At 30.2% G+C, this 25,373-nt stretch carries 16 protein-coding genes; all 16 read right to left on the bottom strand.

Features of this window, described 5'->3' with window-relative positions; translation table 11 throughout:
- Window position 1: 1 nt before the first annotated feature.
- The 16 genes from ACK2WO_RS07995 to hfq all read right to left on the bottom strand — a co-directional run bounded on the left by ACK2WO_RS07995 (window position 2) and on the right by hfq (window position 25,329).
- Window positions 2–5,827 (bottom strand): fibronectin type III domain-containing protein, encoded by a 5,826-nt coding sequence (locus tag ACK2WO_RS07995; protein WP_414697366.1) that lies wholly within the window; start codon window positions 5,825–5,827, stop codon window positions 2–4.
- Between the two features lie 392 nt (window positions 5,828–6,219).
- Window positions 6,220–6,732 carry an anaerobic ribonucleoside-triphosphate reductase activating protein gene (gene nrdG, locus ACK2WO_RS07990; protein WP_414697365.1) on the bottom strand — a complete coding sequence of 171 codons (513 nt, stop codon included), beginning with the start codon at window positions 6,730–6,732 and terminating at the stop codon, window positions 6,220–6,222.
- A 17-nt stretch (window positions 6,733–6,749) separates the two neighbouring features.
- A complete protein-coding gene (nrdD, locus tag ACK2WO_RS07985; RefSeq protein WP_414697364.1) occupies window positions 6,750–8,870 on the bottom strand; it encodes an anaerobic ribonucleoside-triphosphate reductase in 2,121 nt (706 codons plus the stop codon).
- 685 nt (window positions 8,871–9,555) lie between these two features.
- Complete coding sequence (locus ACK2WO_RS07980) at window positions 9,556–10,245, bottom strand: DUF554 domain-containing protein (RefSeq protein ID WP_414697363.1); 690 nt, start codon at window positions 10,243–10,245, stop codon at window positions 9,556–9,558.
- A 24-nt stretch (window positions 10,246–10,269) separates the two neighbouring features.
- The gene (locus ACK2WO_RS07975) at window positions 10,270–10,785 is read right to left on the bottom strand and encodes a prolyl-tRNA synthetase associated domain-containing protein (RefSeq protein WP_414697362.1); all 516 of its coding nucleotides are present in this window, start codon (window positions 10,783–10,785) and stop codon (window positions 10,270–10,272) included.
- A 122-nt stretch (window positions 10,786–10,907) separates the two neighbouring features.
- On the bottom strand, window positions 10,908–12,272 hold the full coding sequence (locus tag ACK2WO_RS07970) for an MATE family efflux transporter (protein ID WP_178411554.1): 1,365 nt from the start codon (window positions 12,270–12,272) through the stop codon (window positions 10,908–10,910).
- Between the two features lie 234 nt (window positions 12,273–12,506).
- The gene (locus tag ACK2WO_RS07965; RefSeq protein WP_414697361.1) at window positions 12,507–14,069 is read right to left on the bottom strand and encodes a glycine betaine ABC transporter substrate-binding protein; all 1,563 of its coding nucleotides are present in this window, start codon (window positions 14,067–14,069) and stop codon (window positions 12,507–12,509) included.
- A gap of 2 nt (window positions 14,070–14,071) precedes the next feature.
- Window positions 14,072–15,223: a betaine/proline/choline family ABC transporter ATP-binding protein gene (locus ACK2WO_RS07960; RefSeq protein WP_178412863.1), complete on the bottom strand. Its 1,152-nt coding sequence runs from the start codon at window positions 15,221–15,223 to the stop codon at window positions 14,072–14,074.
- Between the two features lie 598 nt (window positions 15,224–15,821).
- Window positions 15,822–17,168 (bottom strand): Sapep family Mn(2+)-dependent dipeptidase, encoded by a 1,347-nt coding sequence (locus tag ACK2WO_RS07955; protein WP_414697360.1) that lies wholly within the window; start codon window positions 17,166–17,168, stop codon window positions 15,822–15,824.
- A 264-nt stretch (window positions 17,169–17,432) separates the two neighbouring features.
- Window positions 17,433–19,049: a cell wall-binding repeat-containing protein gene (locus tag ACK2WO_RS07950; RefSeq protein WP_414697359.1), complete on the bottom strand. Its 1,617-nt coding sequence runs from the start codon at window positions 19,047–19,049 to the stop codon at window positions 17,433–17,435.
- A gap of 295 nt (window positions 19,050–19,344) precedes the next feature.
- Entirely contained in the window at window positions 19,345–21,369 is a 2,025-nt protein-coding gene (locus ACK2WO_RS07945) for a cell wall-binding repeat-containing protein (protein ID WP_414697358.1), read from the bottom strand.
- Between the two features lie 361 nt (window positions 21,370–21,730).
- The gene (locus ACK2WO_RS07940) at window positions 21,731–22,312 is read right to left on the bottom strand and encodes a 4Fe-4S binding protein (RefSeq protein WP_414697357.1); all 582 of its coding nucleotides are present in this window, start codon (window positions 22,310–22,312) and stop codon (window positions 21,731–21,733) included.
- Window positions 22,312–22,569, bottom strand: coding sequence for a 4Fe-4S dicluster-binding protein (locus tag ACK2WO_RS07935; protein WP_414697356.1), 258 nt, complete (start codon window positions 22,567–22,569; stop codon window positions 22,312–22,314). The genes ACK2WO_RS07940 and ACK2WO_RS07935 overlap by 1 nt, the downstream gene beginning before the upstream one ends.
- 184 nt (window positions 22,570–22,753) lie before the next feature.
- On the bottom strand, window positions 22,754–23,419 hold the full coding sequence (locus ACK2WO_RS07930) for a Crp/Fnr family transcriptional regulator (protein ID WP_414697355.1): 666 nt from the start codon (window positions 23,417–23,419) through the stop codon (window positions 22,754–22,756).
- 366 nt (window positions 23,420–23,785) lie between these two features.
- A complete protein-coding gene (locus tag ACK2WO_RS07925) occupies window positions 23,786–25,078 on the bottom strand; it encodes an aminotransferase class I/II-fold pyridoxal phosphate-dependent enzyme (protein WP_414697354.1) in 1,293 nt (430 codons plus the stop codon).
- 23 nt (window positions 25,079–25,101) lie between these two features.
- Window positions 25,102–25,329, bottom strand: coding sequence for an RNA chaperone Hfq (gene hfq, locus ACK2WO_RS07920; RefSeq protein ID WP_414697353.1), 228 nt, complete (start codon window positions 25,327–25,329; stop codon window positions 25,102–25,104).
- Window positions 25,330–25,373: the final 44 nt, after the last annotated feature.

The raw sequence follows: 25,373 nt of genomic DNA, 5'->3' as shown, positions 1-25,373 counted from the left end.
ATTAATTTTCTTCGTATTTGAAATTATTTGTATTTACATATTTCATAACCATTTCACTTGAACTAGATTTTGATTTTTTTCTACTATTTTCTGTGTCTATATTACCCTGATTTTTTAGAGTTATAACTGGTAATGCATCATAATTTTCAGCACTAACATTCATATATAAAGTGTCACTTACTAACCTCTGCCCAATTGGAGTTTTTCCATCATCTCCTCCAACCTCATTATATCTATAAAGTTCAGCTTTTACTTTAGTAGAAAGCTTATTAAAGTTTTCTTTACTTATCCAGTACATCCATGTACCATCGGCAACACTTCCAAGTTCAGCATCAGCCTTAACTTGAGCCATAAGAAGTGCTTTTCCACCTATAGTATGATTATTTTCATCTATTAATAATGGAACATTAAATGCAGGATTTCCTTTATATTTACCTACTACAAGTATAGAACCCGCTGGTATTTTATTTCCTTTATTGTCATATACAAAATCAGATTCTAATCTACCAATTCCAGTTGATATTTGGTTATCTTCTATATTTACAGCACCTATTTCTATATTGTCACCTGTAGATCCTATTAAAGATATATCTGCTATATCTAAATTAGAATTGCCAGCATCCTTGGCTACAAGTTTTACATATCTTGCATCATATGCATATAAGTTGCTATTTTTAGTAAATATTACTTTTGCTGTATCTTTATCTGTTGCTCCACCAAGTACAGATTTATTTCCAAACTCAAATGTTCCAGTACTTACCGCTTCTCCCCAAGTTTCACCGTCATTACTTAAATATATTTCATAATTTGTTATTGGAGAGTATGTTGTACTTCTATTAAATAATCTTTTTAATGAGAATCTTGAAACCGCACTATTAGATTTAGTGTATTTAAGTCCGCTTATATTTTTACTTCCCTGTAAATCCATTATTATATATGGATCTTCATTTATATTTATACCTTCCTGTTTATGAGGATTATTAGTATATTCATCAGAAGTCATTCTTCTTCCTCTAAATACAGTCGATTTATTCCCATCTTTTATTTTATCTAAACTATTATCTTCAGTTGTATTTTCATTTACTGTACTTTCTCCATTAGAACCTTCTGATTTTCCAACAGTTGAAATCATATTAGATTTTAGTACAAAATCTTCACTGCTCATTGTTCCATCATGACTTAGTTTTACAGAACCTACAGTAACTTCCGCTGTTGGTTTTAAATTATAGTCATAAGCTACAACTTTATATGTAACAGCTCTATTATTCATAGGAGATATATTGTCTGTAAATGTAGCTTCTCCATTTTCATCTGCATTTACAAATCCAACAGGTCTATAATTCACTATAGTTCCTTCATTTTCTCCACCCTTTTTATTTCCATCGTTTCTGATTATTTCATATCCAAGAATTTTATCTCCACTCTGGTTTACATCAAGGTCTAAAGTTACAGAACTTCCTTGAACTATACTTCCATCTTTTACATTGTTAGCGAATGTAGCTTTTACTTCGGTACCTTCAGCCATATCTGCAGTTCCTGCAAGTCTTCTTCTATATGCTTCATCATTTAAGTATTGTATTTTTCTCGTTTCTCTTTTATCCTCGTTAAATCTCTGCTGAAGATAAACAATTGTATTTTCATCAGCTATTAATCCCCAACTAGCAAAGAATTCTCTTAAATCTTTTCCCGCTGCATCAGATGCTTTTCTTATTAATAGCTGATCTTTATCTAGTTTTTTCTCTTTATCAGTAAGATTTCTATATAATCTATTCATTTTTGCATAATATGAATCAGTATTATTCTTTAACATCTGTGATGTATATCCTGGTTCATATGCAAGGTGTAGCTGCCAGAACATTCCAAGAAGTGTAGCAACATCTTGAGATGCACCAACGCTGTTACTAGTTACTTTTTTATATATTTTAGGATATATACTATTCATTTCCAGTCTTGATTTACTCACTCCATCAAATGTCTGAGTTATAAGAGCTAGTATATTATTACTTGTTTCGCCATAAGTTCTCTTACCTATATCAGCTTTATGACCTATTTCGTGGCTTATTCCCCAACCGAATAAATATCCGCCACCGTCTAATTGCTTACCTGTTTCTGGATCAGTACTAGGATTAGTAACTTTTCCTTCTGAGTTAAATTTAAATGGAACACCATTCATAAAGTCTCCAGTGCTATCATATTCTACTCCTACATGATGTCCTCCAGCATACATAAATGCACCACCAAACATTCTCTGGTATTTCACATTTACTCTCTGTCTAGAAGCTTTATTATTAGCATATAATCCAGAACCATTATCCTTTTCAAATACACCTTTTTTAGCGTTTGTTATCTGTATTAGCTGCTCCCAAGCAAGCATACTATCATACATCTTATCTACCCGTTTATTTATTTCTTCTTCACTAGAATTAATTTTTAATCCTAATCCATTATAAACTTGTTCTGCAGGTATTGTTAAAGTAAATCTATCTCCTTCTATATTTGTAGAGTTAAGAATAGAATATTTTCTATCATAATCATAAATATTATTTTCAAAGTTTTTGTCACCTTCATGTTTTTTATTACTTTCAGCCTGTAATGTTTCAATATTTTCTACATGATCTTTAAGTTCTACTATGTATGCTTTTAAAGCATCCTTAACAGGTTTTACTTTTTCATCAGAATTATTACTTTTATTATTAACTAGATAATCTACATCTTCTAATCTATTATTCAGATTAAGGTGAGGTATTTTCTCAGCTCCACTTACTCTAACTCTTATCTTAGTTCCTGGATTATCTGGCATACCAGACATTCTAACGTATAAATTTCCACCTTTTTCCTTATCATAATTATTAAGAGCTTCAATTTTTATTGTATTTTCCCCAGGATTTAATTTGATTGGTTGTGATATAGCAGTTCCAGATTCTGCATAATTCTGTTCATATGCTAAATATACATCTCTATTTATGGCATCATCAGCTATATCTCTTGATAGGTAAACTTTTATAGTTTCACCTGCTTTAGCCGCAAGCCCTAATGCCTGCCAGTCATTTCCATATCCGGTATTTGTTCCACCAGCATTTATTAATATATCAACTTCTGTAATTTTATCATTTAAATTGGTATCATTAAGTAATTGTTCTGCTCTAATTAGCTTCTTTTCAAGTTCTTTTTTATCTGGATGATCTTCACCATTATCTTGTTTATTTAATCTATTTTTTAACTCAGTTATTTTTTCCTTAGTTGCTTTAGTACTAAGTTCTAGGTATAACTCGTCCTTAAATAAAGAATTTATTTCTTTTTCTATATCATCATATTCATAGAATTTTAGTTCTGTTATACTTATATTTCCAGATTTTGAACGCATATTAACCTGTATATGATTTCCTTCTTTAACAGTTATAGGAGATGCAAATTCAAGCATAGTATAAACACCATTATTTGTATGGTTAATTACTTTTGGAACAAATGTTTTTCCATTAGATATTGATGCGTTGTTATCATTTTTATCATTAAAAATATTTACCTCTGCAAAATCAGGAGTCATTCCTGTTCCATCTAATTTACTAACAACTGCAATTTTATCTATTTTATACTCTTTTACATTTTTATTAGTAAAATCAAACTCTATTCTAGGTCCATTATTACCTTTTGCATCTGCTATACCAGAATCAGTATCATTTATAGCCCAATATGACTTATAATCATTATCCACTACAGCATACTTATTTGTTATTACAGCATATTTATTATCAGATTCTAATTTTCCATGCTCTTTATCTTCTGGTATAACTATTCCTGGATAAATAACATCTTTTATATTATCTGTTTTTGTAGTACCATCTTTTGAAACAGTATTTATTAGTTTATAATTTGGTGTTTTTGGTATACTCATATCTATAGTTGTTGCTAAAACAAGCGGAGATTCTCCTCCTTCTCCAAGATGATTTGTTGCAGTCATTTTTATTTCATAAGTTGTATCATCTTTAAGTCCTGTAATATTGTAACTATTTCCAGTTATCTTTGTTTTACCATTTGCGTGAATAAAGTCTTCATTAGAACCTTTTTCTCTATAATATACATCAAAGCTTCTAGCTGAATTATGTGTTTTCCAACTTAAATTAATTGATTTATAGTTACCTTCAGCCTTTATTCCTTCTGGATATTTTGGCACTTCATTAGGAATAACCATTACATTTACTACACCATCTTCTCCATTTTCTTTAAACTTTTCTTCTGTTAAAGGCTTGTAATTATTATTTACATCTACATTTTCTATTACATTTTCTTTAACTTTATTAGTTCCATATCCGCCTAGCCATTCTCCATTTATAGACTGTACACTTAATCTATATCTAGAATATGGTTTTACATTGCTTATTTTAAAGTTATTTTCAGACATTCTAAATGTTTTAGCACTACCTTTAACTTTACCTTCTTCATTTATTTCTTCTACTTTTAGTTCATATCCTGTTATATTTAATGTTTCCGACCAAGATAATTCTATATGTTCATTACCAGTTGATGTAGAAGTTTTTATTCCTGTTATTTTAGGAACTGTCATTTCAGGCTTTGGTATTTCTTTATATACATCATTTAAGAATTCTATCTTTGCTATTTCAGCAAGATTTCTATCGTCACTTACACCTGTTACATTTATAGTTATTTTTGTTACAGCTATTTGCTCTCCTAAATCTATTACTATATTTTTGTTTTGAGCTACAGTAGAGTCTTTAATTAATTTTGCATTTTCACTAGGAGAATCTGTATTTTCTGATGAATTAGATTTTCCAAAATCAATATTGTGTAAAGCTCCATTTTCATCTGTTACTACTATAGTACCACTTTCTAGATTTCCTAATATTGAAAGATACTGCATTGTTATAGGTGAAGTTTCCTCGGCTTCTTGACTTTCTTTATTTAAATCTAAACTTAAATTTACATTGTTAGTTTCAGTTATTTTAGAGTCTGTAGCTGGTTTTATTTCTACTGAAGATTCAGAATCTCCATCGAAAATATTTTCAATTTTACCTTCACCAAAAGAGTTCCCCTCAGCAAGATCTGTTTTAATATTATCTAAATTTGGTATCCATTCAGCATCTTTTACAACTGGTTTTACAGCTGATTTACCTAAATTGTTATGAACATATTGAAGATCTACTATATCAATATCATCATCTCTATCTAAATCATAATGGAAATCCTCTGTTCCTATTTTTTCAAATACTTTTTCATAATCTTTATCATCTATTTTACCATTTCCATCAACATCTCCAAATGGAATAAAGCCTTCTTCTGATTTTTCATTATTATTTCTTTTACTAAGGTTATTTACTACTATTCTTTTTGAATATTTATCTAGATTAACAGTATCTGATACAACTTCACTAAAACCTACTCCACTTATCTTTACTGAGTAGTCTTTATCTGCACCTGCTGAAAGGTTTTTAAATGTCACTCTGTAAGAATACACTTTATCTTTATCTTTATCTTTAGCTTCTGTAGCTCTATCTGATTTAAGAGCCTCAACTGTATAGTCAGATTTTACTTCACTTTCCCCTAAACTTACATTTTTTAGTTCTTCAACAGATTTTTTTTCTCTATCTACTTTATTTAACCGTACATTTATTTCTGAAAAGTTACTATATTTTATAGGCATATCTAGGTTTATATCAACCTCAATATACCCTTTTCTCTCAACAGAATTCTCCTGATTAGCTCCAGAATCTGTTGAGCCTTGCATGTTATCGTTTTCCTCAGCTAAAACCCGTAGCGGCAAATTACTTGTTATAATCGCTGCTGCCAATGCTCCTGAAATTACTTTCTTCATTAAATACCTCCTGGCCTCAAAAAATTTATTATTAATAACAACCCGAATCTATGCACAACTTCGACTCAAATTATTTTATTAATTTCTATTTAATTTATTCACTTAAATTTCTACCCTATTTTATAACATTCAATCAAAAATATCTATAAAAAAATCATGAAAATTTCATTATATATTCAAAATTATAATAACTACTTAACTTTTTTAAATATATACTTAAAACATTTTGAAATATTAAAATAATAAAAATAAAAAATTAATAATTTCCAAAAAATAACGATAAAAAAATTAATAAAAAAAGTGTACAACTCTAAAAACTAAAGTTGTACACTTATTAAAATTTAATATATTGTCTATATTATTTATATTTTTAAACCATTTCTAAACTTTTCTTATAAAATCTCTTCAAAATCATAAATTACAACAGAATTGCTAATCAATGTTTTTTTGACATCAATCACTCTTTGATTTTCAGAGCCTCTATATTTAAGATTTATATTTCTTTTTCCTATATCAAATTTGCCATCAACTAACACATCAACATATTGTAAAATGTTTTTTCTTTTCTCATTTTCAAGGATTTCTTCAAGTAAATATCCAGACCAAAGCCAGATATTTTTGCCTGTTTCCTCTTTTATTCTTTTAAGTAAATTCGGTAAACAATCATCCATAACCTGCTGCATTGGTTCTCCACCTAGAATATTTACTCCGACAACATTATCATTCTTAACATAAGATATAAAGTTATCTTCATCTTCCTGAGTCCAAACCTTTCCTGCTTCAAAATCCTGCAGTTCCTTATTAAAACATCCTTTGCAATTGTGAGTACACCCAGTTACAAATAATGTCGATCTAACACCTGGAGCATTAGACACATCAAATTTTCTTATTTTTTCATATCTCATTCTCTAAAAATCATCTCCTATAAATGAAGTACTCTATCCCCAATTTCCTGAGTACGACCTTTATTCCAGAAATTAGTTCCTATATATCCGCAAGTTCTTCTCATAACCTGCATATCGGCTTCATCTCTATTTCCACAAGAAGGACAGTACCATTCTAGATTTTCATCTAATTTTATTTCTCCAGTGTATCCACATTTGTAGCAAACATCTGGTTTTGTATTTATTTCAGCGTACTGAATGTTGTGGTATATGTAATTTATAATCTGTTCAACAGCTTCTAAGTTTCTACTCATATCTGGAACTTCTATATATGAAATACATCCTCCAGAGCTTATTGCATGGAACTGAGCTTCAAATTTTAACTTACTGAATGCATCTATCTCTTCACACACATTTACATGGTAGCTGTTAGTGTAGTAAAGTTTATCAGTAACATTTGGTATTTCACCGAATTTCTGTTTATCTATTCTACAGAATCTATAAACTAAGTTTTCTGCTGGAGTTCCGTAAAGTCCAAATCCAAGTCCTGTTTCAGCCTTCCATTCGTCACATTTTTTTCTTAAATAATTCATAACTTCTAGTGCAAATTTTTCACCTTTTTCAGTAGTGTGGCTAACACCTAACATAGACTGAACCATTTCGTGTATTCCAACATATCCTAAACTTAATGTAGAATATCCATTTTCAAGAAGTTTGTCTATTTTTTCTCCTTTATCTAATCTAGCTATCGCACCATGCTGCCAGTGAATTGGAGAAACATCTGATAAAGTTCCTTTTAACATATTATGTCTAACTAAAAGAGCTTCCTTACATAATTCTAATCTCTGATCTAATATATTCCAGAACATGTCCATATTTTTGTCAGCTATTATAGCTATCTGAGGTAAGTTTAATGAAACAACACCCTGATTAAATCTTCCATACCATTTGTAGTTTCCATTTTCGTCTTTATATGGACTTAAATGACTTCTACATCCCATTGGTGGGAATGTATTTCCTTCGTAGTTGCTTCTCATTATCTTAGCACTCTGATAATCAGGAACTAATCTCTTAGCAGTACATTCTGCAGCAAGTTTAGTTATATAATCGTATTTTCCACCTTCTAGGCAGTTGTGCTCATCTAAAAGGTAAACTAATTTAGGGAAAGCTTCACCTATCTGCTGTCCTTTGTAGTTTTTCATACCTTCTAATCTCTGTCTTATCATCTCTTCACAGATAAGAGCCATTTCTTCTTCGTATTCGCTTCCTTCTTCTATTTCAAGATATATTGTCGCAAATGGGGCCTGGCCATTAGTTGTCATTAAAGTAGATAATTGGTATCTTATCGTTTGGACACCATCCTTTAAATCCTTCATCATCATATCATGAGCTATATCTTTTGCTAACTCTTCGTTATTATATTTTTCCATATACATTTTAAAGAATTTGTCGTAAGTTCTTCTTAAATATGGAGCAAGATGTTTTATAGTTATACTCTGTCCTCCATACTGGTTACTTGCAACCTGAGCCATTATCTGAGTTGTAACTGTACAAGCAGTTGAGAATGATTTTGGTGACTCAACCATTTTTTCATTTATAACAGTTCCATTATCAAGCATATCCTGTATATTTATTAGGCAACAGTTGAATATAGACTGTAAAGTGTAGTCCATATCGTGCCAATGTATGATCCCTTCATCATGAGCCTGTACTATATGAGGAGGAATTAATTTTCTTCTAGCTATATCCCTTGAAACCTCTCCTGCAATAAGATCTCTCTGAGTAGAAGCTATTATCGAGTTCTTATTAGAATTCTCCTTTAAAATATCTTCATTTGTTTTTGCTATTAATCCAAGTATATTATCATCAGTAGTATTTACATGTCTTTTGAAAGACTGAACAGCTCTGTAGCCTTCATACGCTCTAGCTGTTTCCTTCTGACCATAATGAATTAGTCTATCATAAACATACACCTCTATCTGATGTATAGTAGGTGTAGGCTTGAAGTTTTCAAAATGTTTTTCAGCATCTATTGATATATTTGAAGCTATTTCCGGAATAAATATCCCACTTCCGTTTTTCATAGCTTTTAGAATCGCTACTTCTATCTTAGTTCTATCAAAAGGAACCGTACTACCATCTCTCTTTATAACCTTCATCCAAAATATCCTCCCTTTTTAAGTTTTTCTTTCGTTCTTTCACACAATAATATATTATAACAGAAATTACCCACAAAAAATTTTTGTTTTTTATTTTTCAATCTCAAAATTCGCATTGCAGATAATCTATATATTAAATACCCATTAAAAACACTTAAAAACAAGTATAAGCTTCTATATTTACTATTTTATTCTGAGATTATCTATTTCCAACATATCCAGATAAAAAAATTTTTTTAACTTTTTTTCTAAAAAATTTACTTAAAATTGGAAGCATTGAAATTTCAATTTTTCTATATCGTACAAAATTTTGAGAGAATATAAGTAAAAAATTTACATAATTATAAGAAAAAACTAAGACTAAACTTGAACTAGATAATACAACCTACCTTTAATATTATATTCATTAAAATTTAATACGAAATATATAAAAATAGCTGTTAATGATTATTTTGTAAGCAGCCTTTAAAAACTTAAACACAAGCAACTCATCCTCCACTAAAAATTTTTAATAACGAAAATAAAAAAAGTGTGATGCGATAATTTTGAAAACTAATATTTTGGAGGTTATAATATCAATTCGAACTCGACAATGCAACTTGATTGCCTGGAGAGTAGGATTGATATTATCCGACAAAATGTTTTCAAAATTTCGCCCACACTTTTATATTTTCGTATTAAATTTTTACACTATTCCTATTAGTCCCAACACTACCGGCACCAATATCCCAGGCAATAGATTCGCTATTTTTATATCAGTAACCTCTAAAAGATTAAGCCCAAGTCCAACAATCATAAGACTTCCAACAGCAGTCATTTCCGCAATAACAGCCTGACTCAAAATTCCAGATAAGAATGACGCACATAACGTAATCCCACCCTGATATAAAAGAACTGTTACAGATGAGAATATAACACCGATTCCCATAGATGCAGAGAATATAACAGAACTAACTCCATCTAATACAGTCTTTGCATAGATAGTATCATAATTACCAGAAAGTCCTGCTTGAAGTGCTCCTACAATCGACATTGCTCCAACACAATATAATAAGCTTGCATTTACAAAACCTTCTGCTATTCTACTTTCTTTTCCATTACCTTTATCAAGTTTCTTTTGAATTGTTTCTCCAAGTTTATTTAGCCACTTGTCTATATCTATAAGTTCGCCAACTAAAGCTCCTAAAGCCATAGAAACTATAGTTATTATAGTATTATTTCCTTCTAATGCACCAGAAAAACCTATAAACATAGCACAAAGTGCCAATCCGTTCATTATAATCTTATTAAATCTCTCTGGTATACCGCCTTTAATAAAAAGACCTATTATACACCCAACTATTATAACGCCGCAATTTACAAATGTTGCTATCATTTAAATTCCTTTAACTCCCAAATCCTATAATTCTATTTCGTTTAAAGTAACACCTATATGGTCAAGGTATTTTTTAAGACCTTCTAAAGATATAGTTACTGTTTTGTAGTTTACATTTGGATGGAAGTTTAAAAGTTCTCCTGATAAAAGTTCTTTTTCTATATAAAGTTCAACAACTTTTTCTTCATCATTAACTAAAGAGAATGGATTTACACTTCCTGGAACTAATTTTAATACTTTCATTAATCTATCTTCTGATGCGAAAGAAAGATTTGTGCTGCCTATAAGTTTTTTAACTTCTTTAAGATTAACTGGTTTTGAATCTTCTGCAACTATAAGATAATATTTATTTCCTTTTGCGTTTCTAAGGAATAGGTTCTTAGCATGAAGACCTGGAGCCTGTTCTTTTATCTTGTTAAGATCTTCTGCTGTATATAATGGCTCGTGTTCTACTACACCATAATCAATACCAAGCTCATCTAATATATCATATACCTTCTGTTCTATTTCAGTAGGTTCAGTTGTATATATTTTTTCCATAATGATACCTCCAATTTTTTCTATTATGTTATAGATATTGTTTTAGCTTTAACTAAATTTTACCACATTACAAGAAAAATTTAAAAGATTATTGTGAGAATATAACTCTTGTCCTTTTATTATTAACATTTTGCTCCATCTGGTATATGTTTAATCTTTTCGTCGTAAATCTTCTTAAAGAATACTAAACAAAGCACAAGTGAAACAATTTCAGCTATCGGATAAGATAACCAAACAAAATTGATATTACCTGTTTTAGACATAAAATAAGCTACTGGTAACAGAACAAATAACTGTCTTGCAACAGAGATAATAAGCGAGAATGAACTCTGATTTAATGCCTGGAAAACAGTACTAAGCACTATACTCACTGATGCTAATATAAAATGAGTAGCTATAATTCTAAGCCCTGGAACACCTATCGAAATCATTTCAGCTGATGGATTGAATATTCCTAGAAGTACCTTAGGAGCGCATTCAAATAATACTGTTCCAAAAATCATTATTCCAATAGCATAAGTTGTAGCTAATTTAATTGATTTTAATATACGCTTTCTATTCTGTGCACCGTAATTGTACGAAACTATAGGAACTAAGCCATTGTTTAGACCAAATATAGGCATAAACACAAAGCTCTGTAGCTTTATATACACTCCAAAGAATGCTGCTGAAGTCTTTGTAAAAGTAAGTAAAATCTGGTTCATACCAAATGTCATAACTGACGAAATACTTGCCATTATTATACTCGGAATCCCGACTCTGTAAATCTTACCTATTATATTTAGAGAAGGTCTAAAACTTCTAAAGTGAAGATCTATATCATGATTTACTTTATGATTGAAAAACATCGCAAGTGTCATAGCAGACATCTGTCCAAAAACAGTCGCAATGGCTGCACCAGCAACACCTAATTTTGGAGCGCCAAATAATCCAAAAATAAAAATTGGATCTAGTATGATATTGACTATAGCACCTGTCAACTGAGAAATCATAGAATAGAAAGTTCTACCTGTTGCTTGAAGAATTCTTTCAAATGTTATCTGTAAAAATATACCTAAAGATAACGAACAACATATTGACATATAAGTTATTCCATATTCAGTTATTCTTTCTCCGGCATTTTGCATTACAAAGAAAGGACGGCTAAATAATATCCCTATTATTAAAAATGCTAACCAACTCATAATTGCTAAAAATACACCGTTATTAGCAGCTGCACTTGCTTGCTTTCTATTTTTTTCTCCTAAACTTCTTGAAAGAAGTGCGTTTATACCGACACCTGTACCTGTCGCAACCGCTATCATTAGATTCTGTATTGGAAACGCTAAAGATACCGCAGTCAGAGCATCTTCATTTATCTGCGCAACAAACATACTATCTACTATATTATATAGTGCCTGTACAAGCATCGAAATCATTATAGGCAATGACATAGTAATCAGCAGTTTGTTTATAGGCATGACTCCCATCTTATTTTCTTCTGCCATTTTCTTACCCCCTTGAAATAATAATTAAAATCTATTAAATATAATTACTTTTAAATTTATTTTTACTACTTTAATTATTATAATCAAAATAAAAATACATCGCAACAATTTTAAACACTAAATTCAATACCACTAATAAATATAAGAATTAGAAATTTTGACTTATCCACTCCTAAACAGATAGCAAATAAAAAAAGACTGCTGCAAAATTTGCAACAGCCTCATATTTCTTATTTAATTAATTAATCCTTTTTCCTGTAGGAAGTCCTTAGCCACATCTGATGGTTTCTGTTTCAACTCATCAACTCTGTAGTTTAAGTCTACCATTGTCTCTTCATTCAAATACTGACCTAACTCATTTAAAAGCTTTTCAACTTCCGGGAAATCTTCTTTTACCCTATCATTTGTAACAGGTATCGCATTATAAGGTAGGAAGAACTGTTTATCGTCCTTTAATACCTTTAAGTCGAATTTTTTAAGAAGTCCGTCAGTAGAGTATGCATCTATAACATCACATTCGCCGCTCATTAAAGCTGTATATCTTGGAGATCCATCTATTGGAATGATATCCTTAAAGTTTACTGGATAAGTTTCCTGAAGACCTACTAAACAGTCCTTTCTTTCAACAAATGTCAATGTAGGAGAAAATACTAGCTTATTAGAAACTCTAGCTAAATCACTAATTGTTTCTAGGTTGTATTTTTCTGCAGTTTCCTTCTTAACAGCTAATGTATATGTATTATTAAATCCTAATGATTTTAATACATTTAAGTTGTACTGAGATTTCATTTCATCTTTTACTGTATTATAAACTTCTTCTACATTGCTGTTAGGCTCTTTTCCAAGAACACTTCCGTATATTGTTCCTGTGTAGTCTACATATAAATCGACATCTCCACCTTTAATAGCATCCAATACTATTGAAGATGCACCTAGTGAAAGTGACTGATTTACCTTAATATCACTATTATCTTCTATATAATATTTTAATATGTAGTTTAGAATTTCTTGTTCTGTAAAGTCCATACTACCTATTGTAATCTCTCTATCTGATGTTACCTTTGAAAATGCACTAAATACAAAACTACCTATAAGTGCTATACAAAGTGCTGCTACTACAACCTTATCTCTTATTTTTGCAAATTTACTTCTATTAATAGAAAGCTGTAAGTTTTTAGGAGTAACAACTCTTTCAAGTACTGAGAATATGTAGTCTATTAATAATGCAAGTATACAAGCTGGAACCGCACCTGCTAATATCTGTGCATTGTTTACTGTACGAATACCTGCATATACTAGGTATCCAAGTCCTCCAGCACCTATGAATGCTGCAAGTGTCATCAGACCAACTGCACCAACGGCACTTATTCTAACCCCTGCCATTATAACTGGAGCAGCTAGTGGTATCTGTACCTTGTATAGAATCTGGAATCTATCAAGCCCTATACCTCTTGCAGCCTCTATTGTATCTGGATTGATGTTATTAAGTCCTGCAACTGTATTTTTTATAATAGGTAGTAATGAGTATAGAGTAACCATTACTATTGCAGGCTTTGTACCTATCCCAAATAAAGGAATCATAAAACCTAAAAGAGCCATTGAAGGTATCGCCTGTATGATATTAGTCATACCCATTATAGGCTTTTTAGCTGGTTTGAAGTATGTTATAAGTATCCCAAGAGGAACACCTATAAGTATTGCTATAGCGATTGCTATTACAGTCAACTGTATATGTTCAATACACAAGTTTAAAACTGTTCCTGAATTTTGTTGCATATATTCTATAAAACCACTCATTTTTATTCAACCTCACTTTCATCGTATTTCTTAGAAAGTGCTGTAACAAGTGTACTCTTTGTTATAAGCCCTACTAATTTTTCATTGTCCACAACCGGAATTGTGTACATATTAAATTCCTTTGCTTTATTTAACACACCTACTATAGAATCTCTAGGTGATACAGATACGCAATTTGTATCCATTATATCTAATACTCTCTTTGTTCTATTGACTTCTAATGATGCATCAGATGCATATACTTTACCTAAGAATTTTCTATTTTCGTCTATTACCATTAAACTATCGACTCTATGCTCTCTCATTATATTCTGAGCCTTGATAGCTTTTAGTCTTGATATACAAACTATTGGATTTTCTATCATTATATCTTCTGCTTTTATAAGCTCTGGAGAATCCCAGATACGTTTCTTTCCGACAAAATTTAAAACAAAGTCGTTTGCTGGATGTTTTAATATCTGCTCTGGAGTATCAAACTGCTGGATTTTTCCTTCATTTAATATACAAATTCTATCAGCTAGTTTTATAGCTTCACCCATGTCATGAGTTACAAAGACTATTGTTTTTCTTAATTTATCCTGTAGTGCTACAAGCTCGTCTTGTAGCTGGTTTCTTGTTATTGGATCTAGTGCACTAAATGGTTCGTCCATCAATATTATGTCTGGATTACTTGCAAATGCTCTGGCAACTCCAACTCTCTGCTGCTGACCACCACTCATCTGAACAGGATATTTATCCATATATTCATCTGGATCAAGTCCAACCATTGTAAGAACATTTCTTACATTTTCTAGAAGTTTTTCTGCTTCTTCTTTTTTTCCTTCTTTTTCCTTATTTCTTTTATTCTTTATTTTTGGTATTAATTCGATATTTTCCCTAACTGTCATATGAGGGAAAAGACCTGTCTGTTGGATTACATATCCTATATTTCTTCTAAGTTCTATTTCGTTTTCCTTACTTATATCCTTTCCATTAACGTATATAGTTCCGTCTGTTGGGAGTATTAATTTATTAATCATTTTTAAGGCGGTTGTTTTACCGCAGCCACTTCCTCCGATTATACAAATAAATTCCCCTTCTTCAATATTGAAAGATACATTATCCAGTACTTTTTTGTCTTTAAATGATTTTGAAACATCTTTAAATTCAATCATAACTGAACACTTCCTTTTCTTGTTTATAATTTCATTCTCTTTTAGCAGTATTTTTCTAGTACATAATTTTTTATTTATTACTTTTCTACTGCTATTGTTATACACTTTATCATTTTTCAGAAAATTAATCAAATAATTACAAATTGTAACTTCTTTATAAAGTAATCTTTCATTTTTAAATTTAAAATATTTAATAGTGAAATAAATACTCTAAATTATTGAAATTACAAGTATTTCTAATAATAATTTTTTATTAAATTCTATTTTTCTATATATAATCATAATAAATTCTACTCTTACTCTGTATATTCATCGTTATTCTATATTAAGTTCACATTATTTACATAAATAAAAAATGCAAGTAGAATTTTATCTACTTGCATTTTATTTTTTCATATATTTTATCTTTTATTTTATGTACAAATATTTTTTGCTTATTTTAAGCTCAATTTATAATATATATTTTAGTCAACAATAAATCCTTCAACTTCCAATTTGAATGTTAGGTTAAAGTTGTTTCTTCTTTTTCTTTATTAAATAAATACATTTTGACTATTTTTATAATTAAAAATTATTTTTTATTATCCAACAATTATATTTATAAGCATAATAATCTATATATAGCTAATGCATATATCTCTGTCGCTTTTATTAGATTTTTTATATTTATTCTTTCATTCTCCTGATGTTCAGTTTTTTCATCAAATGGGAACATAGCTCCAAATGCAACGCAATTATCAAGTGCTTTTGCATAAGTTGCCCCACCAGAAGATAAAGGAGTACCTTCAAGACCTGTTTCCTGTTCATATACAGATACAAGTGTTTTTATAAGATCTGAATCTGCTGGGACATAAAGAGATTTTAATCTATCAAACTCTTCAAACTCTAAATTATATTCAGAGGACTTTTCTTTGATTGCATCTTCAAAATTTTCTATAGTGTATTTTACAGGTATTCTAGAGTCGTATCCAAGAACAGATTCATTCTCATTTATTATAAGTTCACCTAAGTTTAAAGTAAGTATTCCAGAAACATCATCTATGCAGTTAGGAAGTATCTTGCTTCCAACAGAATCAGATAACTCAGCTACAAATCTAACTACATCATCTTTTACACCTATTTCATAAAGTGCTTTACAAAGTCTTTCTATTGCATTTATTCCTTTATCAGCAGATGCAGCATGTACTCTCTTTCCTATAACTGTTACCTGATTTTCTTCTTTTTTATACTCAAACTTTAATTCATCTAGCTTATCTGATAATTTATCCGCAAGTTCTCCTGTATAATTAGCTTCTCCTGGAACAGCATTTAATGCTCCTGATATAGCTAAATTTAAATTTTTAGATCCTTTTCCTCTTAAATAGAACTGAACTAGAGATTTTTCTGCATTCGTAACAGGGAATGAAGAATCTGGTGTGAATCCCATAGAAGGAATTTCTTCACCGTTTTCTGTATATTTTGAGATACATCTCCATAGATTTTCTTCATCTCCACCAATTATAAATCTTACTCTTTTACTAAACGTTACTCCTGCCTCTAAAAGTGATTTAACAGCATACATAGCTGCTATTGTAGGGCCTTTGTCGTCCTGTGTACCTCTTCCATATATGTAGCCGTCTTCTTCTGTTGCTGAAAATGGAGGGAATTTCCAATTAGATTCATCACCTACAGGTACAACATCTATATGTCCTAATATTCCAATAAGTTCTTCTCCTTCTCCAACTTCTGCATATCCATAGTATCCGTCTTTATATACTGTTTTAAACCCTAAAGATTCTGCTATTTCTAAAGTTTTTCTAAGAGCATCGTCTACTCCTTTACCAAATGGCATTGTTTCTGTCGCTGTTTTTTCATCCATAACACTATTTATTCTTACCGCAGATTTTAAAGATTCTATCATTTCTTTGCTGTTTTCATTTACTATATTTTTTATCTTAGCTTCCATTTTATTTTCCTTCCTCAAATTTTAATTTGTTTATTAATTGAATTTCACTGTTTTTATTATATCATGTATGTACTTTTTTAGGAATTTTATATCCACTTTGAATCAAAGATAAATATTTTTACATAAATATAAATACTTTTTTAAATACATACAAAAAAAGAGAGCCGAAGCTCTCTAATTTTTTAGTTAGTATATTTATTTAGTTAGTATATATCTTATATAGCTATATTAAAGATTTAAATATTTGCTATATAAGATTATATATTACCACCCAAAATCAGTTGTTGCATATATTTTACCATCATTTGATTGATAAACTGCAACTCCTACATGGTTATATGAACCTTCTAGCATATTTTCATTGTGTCCTTTAGAATTTTTCCATCCATTGAAAGACTGTTGTGCAAATTCCTTTGCTGTTGGAGTATATCCCCGAGCATAATATATATTTTCTGCTGAAAATCTTGCACTTCCACCTTCATTAGGATACATCTCATGTATAAGCTGTCCGTTGTAATAATGATCAAAGTAATTATAATCAGCCATATGTTTAGATTTTAAATATGCCCATCTTTCTAATCCAGATTCTGGTGTTAGAGGCTGTTTTCCATGAGAAGCTCTGTGTGCATTTATTAATTTATAGAATTCTTTTCTGTATTCAGACTGATATGCTTCAGAGTTTACATTTATACTTGGTTTATTTCCACCCGGTTTGTTACCTCCTGGTTTATTTCCACCTGGCTTGTTGCCTGAGCCTCCACTTGGCTCTTTTACTATAAGAGTTAAAGTTTTATAAGCTTTTGCACCTTTAGAGTCAGATACTTCTAAGTTTAATTTATATGTCCCTGGATAAATTATTATTGGAGGATTTATAATCATTATTTCATTAGTTAAATCTCCATCTTCTTTGTCATAAGCTCTAAGACCGTATCCACTTAAATCCCATTCACCTAAAAATTCAAGTGTTACAGTATCTTTTTTAGTTGTTATAACTGGCTTAGAGTTTCCAGATAAATCAACGTTAAAGTTTATTCCACCTACCTGAACAATATCTTTTCCTTTTAGTATGCTATTATCAGAGTTTTTAGATACTAAAACAACTCCATTATTTTTAGCTAAAGATGATACTGTAAGTGCATCTACTAAAGGATTTCCTTTTGTATAATATAATTTCTTAGACTTACTATAGAATTTTTTAACTACAGCTCTATTTGTCCGGTATCTATCATTTCCTGAAAGTCTTGTTGCACCAAATTTAGAAGCTAGCCCTGATGATACAACAGATTTTCCACCTATAACATAGTATGTAACTCCTGATTTTTTACCCTGTTTAGAAGTTTTTCCATTAGTTAAAAGTATAGGTGCTTTATCTCTAGCAGCAACTGATGCAACAGACATTGCATCGGCTTCACCTTTATTTCCATTTACTATGAAAGCTTTGTTGTAGTTTCCTACAAGCTTTGCAACTTTTTCAGATGTTTCGATTCTGTTTCTACCTTCTATTCTTATAATATTTTTACCAGATAATTTACTTTCAACATCTGATCCTATAGTTGCCTTTCCACCTATTATGTACACCTTATTGACATTTTGAAGTCTTTTAAGTGTTTCTTTTGGAATAGAATTTTTCTTTACCAAAAGTATGGGAGCATTTTCTTTACCTGCTAAACTAGATGCAGATAATCCATCTGCTAAGCTTTTGTCCGAGTTTACAAGTATAGCTGTGTTATAATTCCCCATTCTATCAGCTATTTTTGCAGCTGTTTCGTATCTGTTAGCACCTACTATCTCAGATTTTGATGCAGCAGATACTGGGGCTATCGAACTCCCAAACAATACAGCACTTAAAGTAAGAGCACTTAATTTTTTTACAAATTTCATAGTAATCTCTCCTCACATATTATATTTTTGTAATTTTCATACAAATTTTCCTTTGATTCAAGTATCTCATAATTTCATTTTTATGTAAAGTTTTTTCACAAATAATATTATATAAATTTACTATATGTGTAAAAATTATTAAATCAAAATTTATAATGATTTTTTTAGTTAGTAAATTTATAAAAGAATTTAAATAAAAAGGGACTGATACAGTATATGCAACAGTCCCAAATTCAAATTTTTAATTTTATAGTTAAACCTTTACAATTGAAGTAATTTTAATCTATTTTAAATATTATTTTAGATTTATTTCAAAGTCCATTCCTCCAACTTGAACTAAATCTTTATCTTTTAATATACTATTGTCTGATTTAGGTGATACTAAAACTACACCATTGTCCTTAGATAAAGGAGATACTGCTAAAGCATCAACTAATAAATCTCCTTTAGTATAGTAATATTTATTTTCATTAGGATAGAATTCTTCAATAACGGCTCTATTAGTTTCATATCTGTCAGATCCAGATATTCTTTCTGCATCAAATTTAGATACTAAAGAATCTGAGACAACAGCATTTCCGCCTACAACATAGTAGTCAACTCCTGATTTTTTGCTATGTGTTGATGATTTACCATTAGTTAATAATATAGGAGCATGATTTTTTGCTGCTACAGAAGCAACTGATATAGCATCGGCTTCACCAGTATTTCCATTTACTATGAAAGCCTCATCATAATTACCAACTAATTTTGCAACTTTTTCAGAAGTTTCAACTCTATTTTTACCATCTATTCTTACTATTTCTTTTCCAGATAATTGTTTTTCTACATCCTTGCTTATAGCTGATGTACCACCTATTATGTATACTTTTTTAGCTTTTAAAGCTCTAGTTAAAGTTTCTCTAGGTATTGTGTTTTGTTTTACTAGTAATATTGGAGCTTTTTCTTTACCTGCTAGAGATGATGCTGATAGGCCATCTGATAGAGATTTGTCTCCATTTACTAGTATTGCTGTGTCATAGTATCCCATCTCATCAGCTATTTTTACAGCTGTTTCGTATCTGTTACTACCAATTATTTCAGTTTTTATAGGTTCTTCTGGTTTTTCTGGTTCAGATGGAATTGATGGATATACTGGTGGATTAACCGGTTTATCTGGAACTACTGGTTTGTCAGTAACAGTAAAATGATTTTTACTATCTGGCTTAACTACCTGATTATTGCTCACTGGTGTAGTTGCACCGTTATTTGGATTAGCAACATTTCCATTTGAATCGTAATATTCTCTTTCTTGAACCATAACATCAGCATTTGTGTCACTCATTGATAAAGTTGTTGTACCTTGATTTTTTATTTCTTCATCTTTTTCAAACGCACGTCCATCACCTAATAATATATCTCCGTTACAACTTTTAATTATATTCCCTTTTGAATCCGTTGTATTGTAAATAAAAGTTGCATCATTTACAATTAAGTTTGATGTTGCACCATCTTGAGCTACTATACGTATAGGAGCTGCGTAAGTTTTATTTGTACTTGTATCTGTCTCTGTTCCTAATCCGCAATTAATAAATTCACAATTTTCAACAGTTATTATCTGTTTACCTTCTGATTTATTATTTAAGTTTATTGCTACATCTATTTTGTTAAATGTTGTATCAATTACATTAATAGAACCCTTGTAAAGACTGTGAATAGAAGTGTCTTTATGTCCCCCTTTATCACTATCAAAGCTACAATTTTTAACATTAATATTAATAGCTCCAGTAGATTTATTTACATTACCTCTAAACAAAATCTTATGCATATTCTTACAATTTTCAAAATTTAAATTAATCGTATGTCCAGTACTTCTTCCTCCCCAAGCTGCAATACCATTCAAATCTTTTACTGTAATGGTAATATCTTTATTTGAAGGAACTCCGTTATCAATATTTAAATCATGTTCTCCTTTACCTATAACAGATGCGCCATTTCCATAAATAGTTAAATCACCAGATATATTTTCATGTGTCATTGTTCCTACATTTGAATTTGGTTTACAATAAATTTCTTTAGCTCCAGTTGCAGCAATATCTGTATAAGCATTTTTTAATGCTAGCTCAAGACTTGTAAAATAGTTTCCATTATAATATACCGTATTATCTCCCCAATTAAGTTTTAAGCCACTTGGCAATACTACATTACTACTTTCTGCAGTTCCCATTTCTACACCACTATTTGGCAAAACAGTTCCTTCAGCAAATGCTACCGTAGAAAAAACAGTCGACGTTCCAAGTGCAATAGACATCAAAGCTGCTACTAATTTTTGCTTTTTCATAACAATCTCTCTCCTTTTAATAAATTATTTTTATCGACTTATATATATTAAAAACTTAAAAATTAATAATATCACCCAAGATTTTCATATAAGTCAATAAATAAAGCATATAAAAAGCACAGAAAAATATACATAAAGTATTACTTTATATAATTATCCTGTGCTAGTTTAACATTATTAAATTTTTCTTTTAAGGGCATAGTTATGCTGTGTATGTATGTATGTATGTATGTATGTATGTATGTACATTTTCAGATAATAACATAGCTACGTCAACCCTTTCTTACAAAATTATATTTATATTCAAATTATAGCAAATATAGTTAATCTTGTAAATTATCTAAAAGAATTAAATTTTGATTTATTTTTTCATATTCTTTATCCGGCAAATTCCCTGTGTCATTGTTCCCATTGGACAGTATACGCACCAAGATCTCGGTTTGTACAGAAGCATTGTAATCACACCAAGAATAGTAGATGTAAGCATCACACTATAAAATCCAAATGCAAACTGCACCACCCACGCAGGTACATTTGCTCCATTAAACGCAAAACTCCATGGCACTTTAAAAGTCCAAAGTATTGTAACAACTTCTTTTAAACTATTTGTTCCTTTAAATACAAGATATGTTGAAAATAGCATATTTCCAAACATAAACATAAAGAAAGCTAAAAATCCATATCTAAACCATTTACTCTTCAAAAATTTAGGAACATCTTTTTTTCTTGAAAGACCTAACTTTCCACCAAGTATTCCAAATAATTGACCTCTTCCACAATATCTGTTGCAATATGCCTTATTCCTACTCACAATTGAAATTATCAGCGGAACAAAGAAACAAATTAACCCAAGCCAAGCAAACATTATATTAAAAAATCCTAAAACTAGATAAAGTAGAGACACTATCCATAAATAATCGTACCATTTTTTCTGTTTTTTCATTATACTGTACCTCCAACTTTATCATTTTTTATTATAATTTCTTCTTTTTTAATTTCTATAACAGATGCTGGACATTCTTTAGCACAAAGCCCACATCCTACACATTTTTCAATATCAACAACTGCATAAATTCCTTTTGGTACAGATATTGCTTCCTTAGGACAAACTTTCACACAACATCCACAAGCCACACAAAGTGACTCATCTACAGATGCAAATCTTTTCATTTTCTTATTAATACTATTATTCTTTTGCATATCATTATTCCCTTTCACCACAAAATTATTTATTATATCAATATCATGATGATATTCTACAATAAAAAAAGCTGCCTATTCTGTGACATAATCACATAAAAAGCAACTTTTTATAATTTATTACATTTATTTTATACGTTTTTATTATATTTTTATTAATTTTTGAGTTTTATTTTGTTAAATTTTATTTAGCTATTTTTATAAGTTTATCTTTGTCTAAAATTTCAACACTACCTCTTCCAAGAGAAACTATTCCCTCCTGTTCAAAATACTTTAGCATCCTACTAACAACTTCCCTTGCACTTCCAATATATTTTGCAAGTTGCTCATGAGTTATCTTAATCTTCTCTTTTCCTGTAGATTCACTTTCTTCCATTAAAAATATCGCTATTCTTTTATCTATCCCCATAAATAAAATTTGCTGCATAACCCACATAACATCAGAAAATCTCTCTGCAATTCCCTCATACATAAATGCCTTTAAATAAATATTATCTTCCATAATTTTTTTAAATATATTAGAAGGCACATTAATTATTTCAGTATTTTCCTCTGCTTCAATATGCACCTCAAAAGTTATCGCATCTAACACACAAGAGGAAGATAAAGTACACATCTCACCTTCTCTTATCCTATAAAGAGTAACATCCCTACCATCCTCTGAAATAATATGAACTCTAAGAGATCCCTTCTTCACAAAAATAATTCCAAAACAACTCTCGGATTTTTTAGGAATCAACTCTCCTTTTTTAAAACTCACATTATATAAATTACTCTCAACTAAAATTTTTTCCTCTTCGCTCAACAAATCCCAAAGAAGAAGCTTTTTTAACCTATTAACATCTTTCATACTAACTCTCCATAATTATTTAATTATCATAATATATTTATTATAACATTTTCTACATTTAATAAATAATTTTTAATTAAAATCTCTATAATCTGAAAGCACATTCAATATTCAATAAATAAGATTTTATTCTGAATATAAAAAAGGGTATCTTAAAATTTTTAGAATAAATATCTATTTTAGAACGCAAAGATAATAATAAATTATCATTCGACAATCTGGAGACGCCTCACAACCTTTAAATGTTTTACTCTAACATTGTGAGGCGTCGAAGCCTGGAGAATGAAATTATTATTATTTTAAGTTCTTGCTAAAAATAGATATTTATAGAAAAATTTAAGATACCCTTTATGTATCAGAAAAATCTTATTTTCCCTGTTCTCTATGTAAATCTTTTATTCTCTCTATTGCCTTTAATGTACCCATCTTAGAATGGTCAAATGTAAGTCCACCCTGGAAGTAAACATTGTATGGTGGTCTTATTGGAGCATCAGCACTTAACTCTATTGAAGAACCCTGAACAAAAGCTCCTGCAGCCATTATAACCTCATCTTCGTATCCTGGCATTGCCCATGGAACTGGTGTAACGAATGAATCAACTGGAGCCGCATACTGAACACCTTCACAGAATCTAACAACTTCTTCTGGACTTCCAAGCTGAACACACTGTATTATATCACTTCTTAAATCGTCATAAGCTGGAAGTACTTTATATCCCATTTTTTCAAATGCTCTAGCGCAGAATATCCGGCCCATTACCGCCTGAGATACAACATAAGGAGCCATGAAGAATCCCTGAAGTACACTTCTTGTAGTTCCAAATGTAAGACCACATTCCTTACCTATACCAGGACAAGTTAATCTATATGAAATCTGTTCAACTAAATCATGTCTACCAACTATATATCCACCAGTTAAAGCAAGTCCTCCACCTGGGTTTTTGATTAATGATCCAGCCATTATATCTACCCCAACATCTGTTGGTTCTTTAGTATCTAAGAACTCACCATAGCAGTTATCAACCATTATTATAACTTCTGGTTTAACTCTTCTAACTTCTTTAACAGCTTCTTCTATATCTTCTATTGATAGAGATTTTCTCCATTCATATCCTTTAGATCTCTGTATCATAACTAATTTAGTTCTGTCATTTATTTTAGCTTCTATACCATCTATATCTATATTTCCATCTTCTCTAAAATCTAACTGACTGTATGTAACACCGTATTCTTTTAGGCATCCTTTTTCTTCTCTTATACCTATAACTCCCTGAAGAGTATCGTAAGGTGCTGATGTTATAGATAATATTTCATCTCCAGGTCTTACTAATCCTTGAACAGTTAATGATAGTGCATGAGTACCGTTGACTATTATAGGTCTAACAAGTGCATCTTCTGTGTGGAATACTTTTGCATATATTTCTTCTATCTTTTCTCTACCTAAATCGTTGTATCCGTATCCAGTAGTCCAGTTGAAGTGATTATCACTTAAATTGGCTTCCTGCATAGCTCTTAATACTTTGTACTGATTGTATTCTCTTATTTCTTTGATTTCATCAAATTTAAATTTGATGTCCTCCATAACCTCTTCTAAGAATTTCATCATTTCATCGTCTATATTGTAGTGTTCTTTTAAAAAATCTCTTGTAATGTCTAACATTTCTTGCTCCTTTTCTTTATATATTAATATATTATGCTTATGTTATCTACTGGCTGAACAGTAGAAACAGCGTGTTTGTATATTAAGCTCTGTTTTTTATCTTCTCCCTCTAATAAAATAACATAGCTATCAAATCCTTTTACAATTCCTTTAACCTTTACACCATTAACAAGATATATGAAAACAGCCTTTTTCTCTTTTCTTGCCTGATTTAAGAATAAATCCTGTAAGTTTAATACTGTATTTTTCATTTTCTAATCCCCCTAAAAAATATTAAATTTAAAATTAAATAATT

Origin of the sequence: Peptacetobacter sp. AB845 (genome assembly GCF_047528295.1) — a bacterium.
In the GTDB taxonomy this organism is placed as follows: Bacteria; Bacillota; Clostridia; order Peptostreptococcales; family Peptostreptococcaceae; genus Peptacetobacter.
The sequence above is the reverse complement of the archived record's forward strand: the minus strand, read 5'-3'. Positions and strand labels throughout refer to the sequence as shown.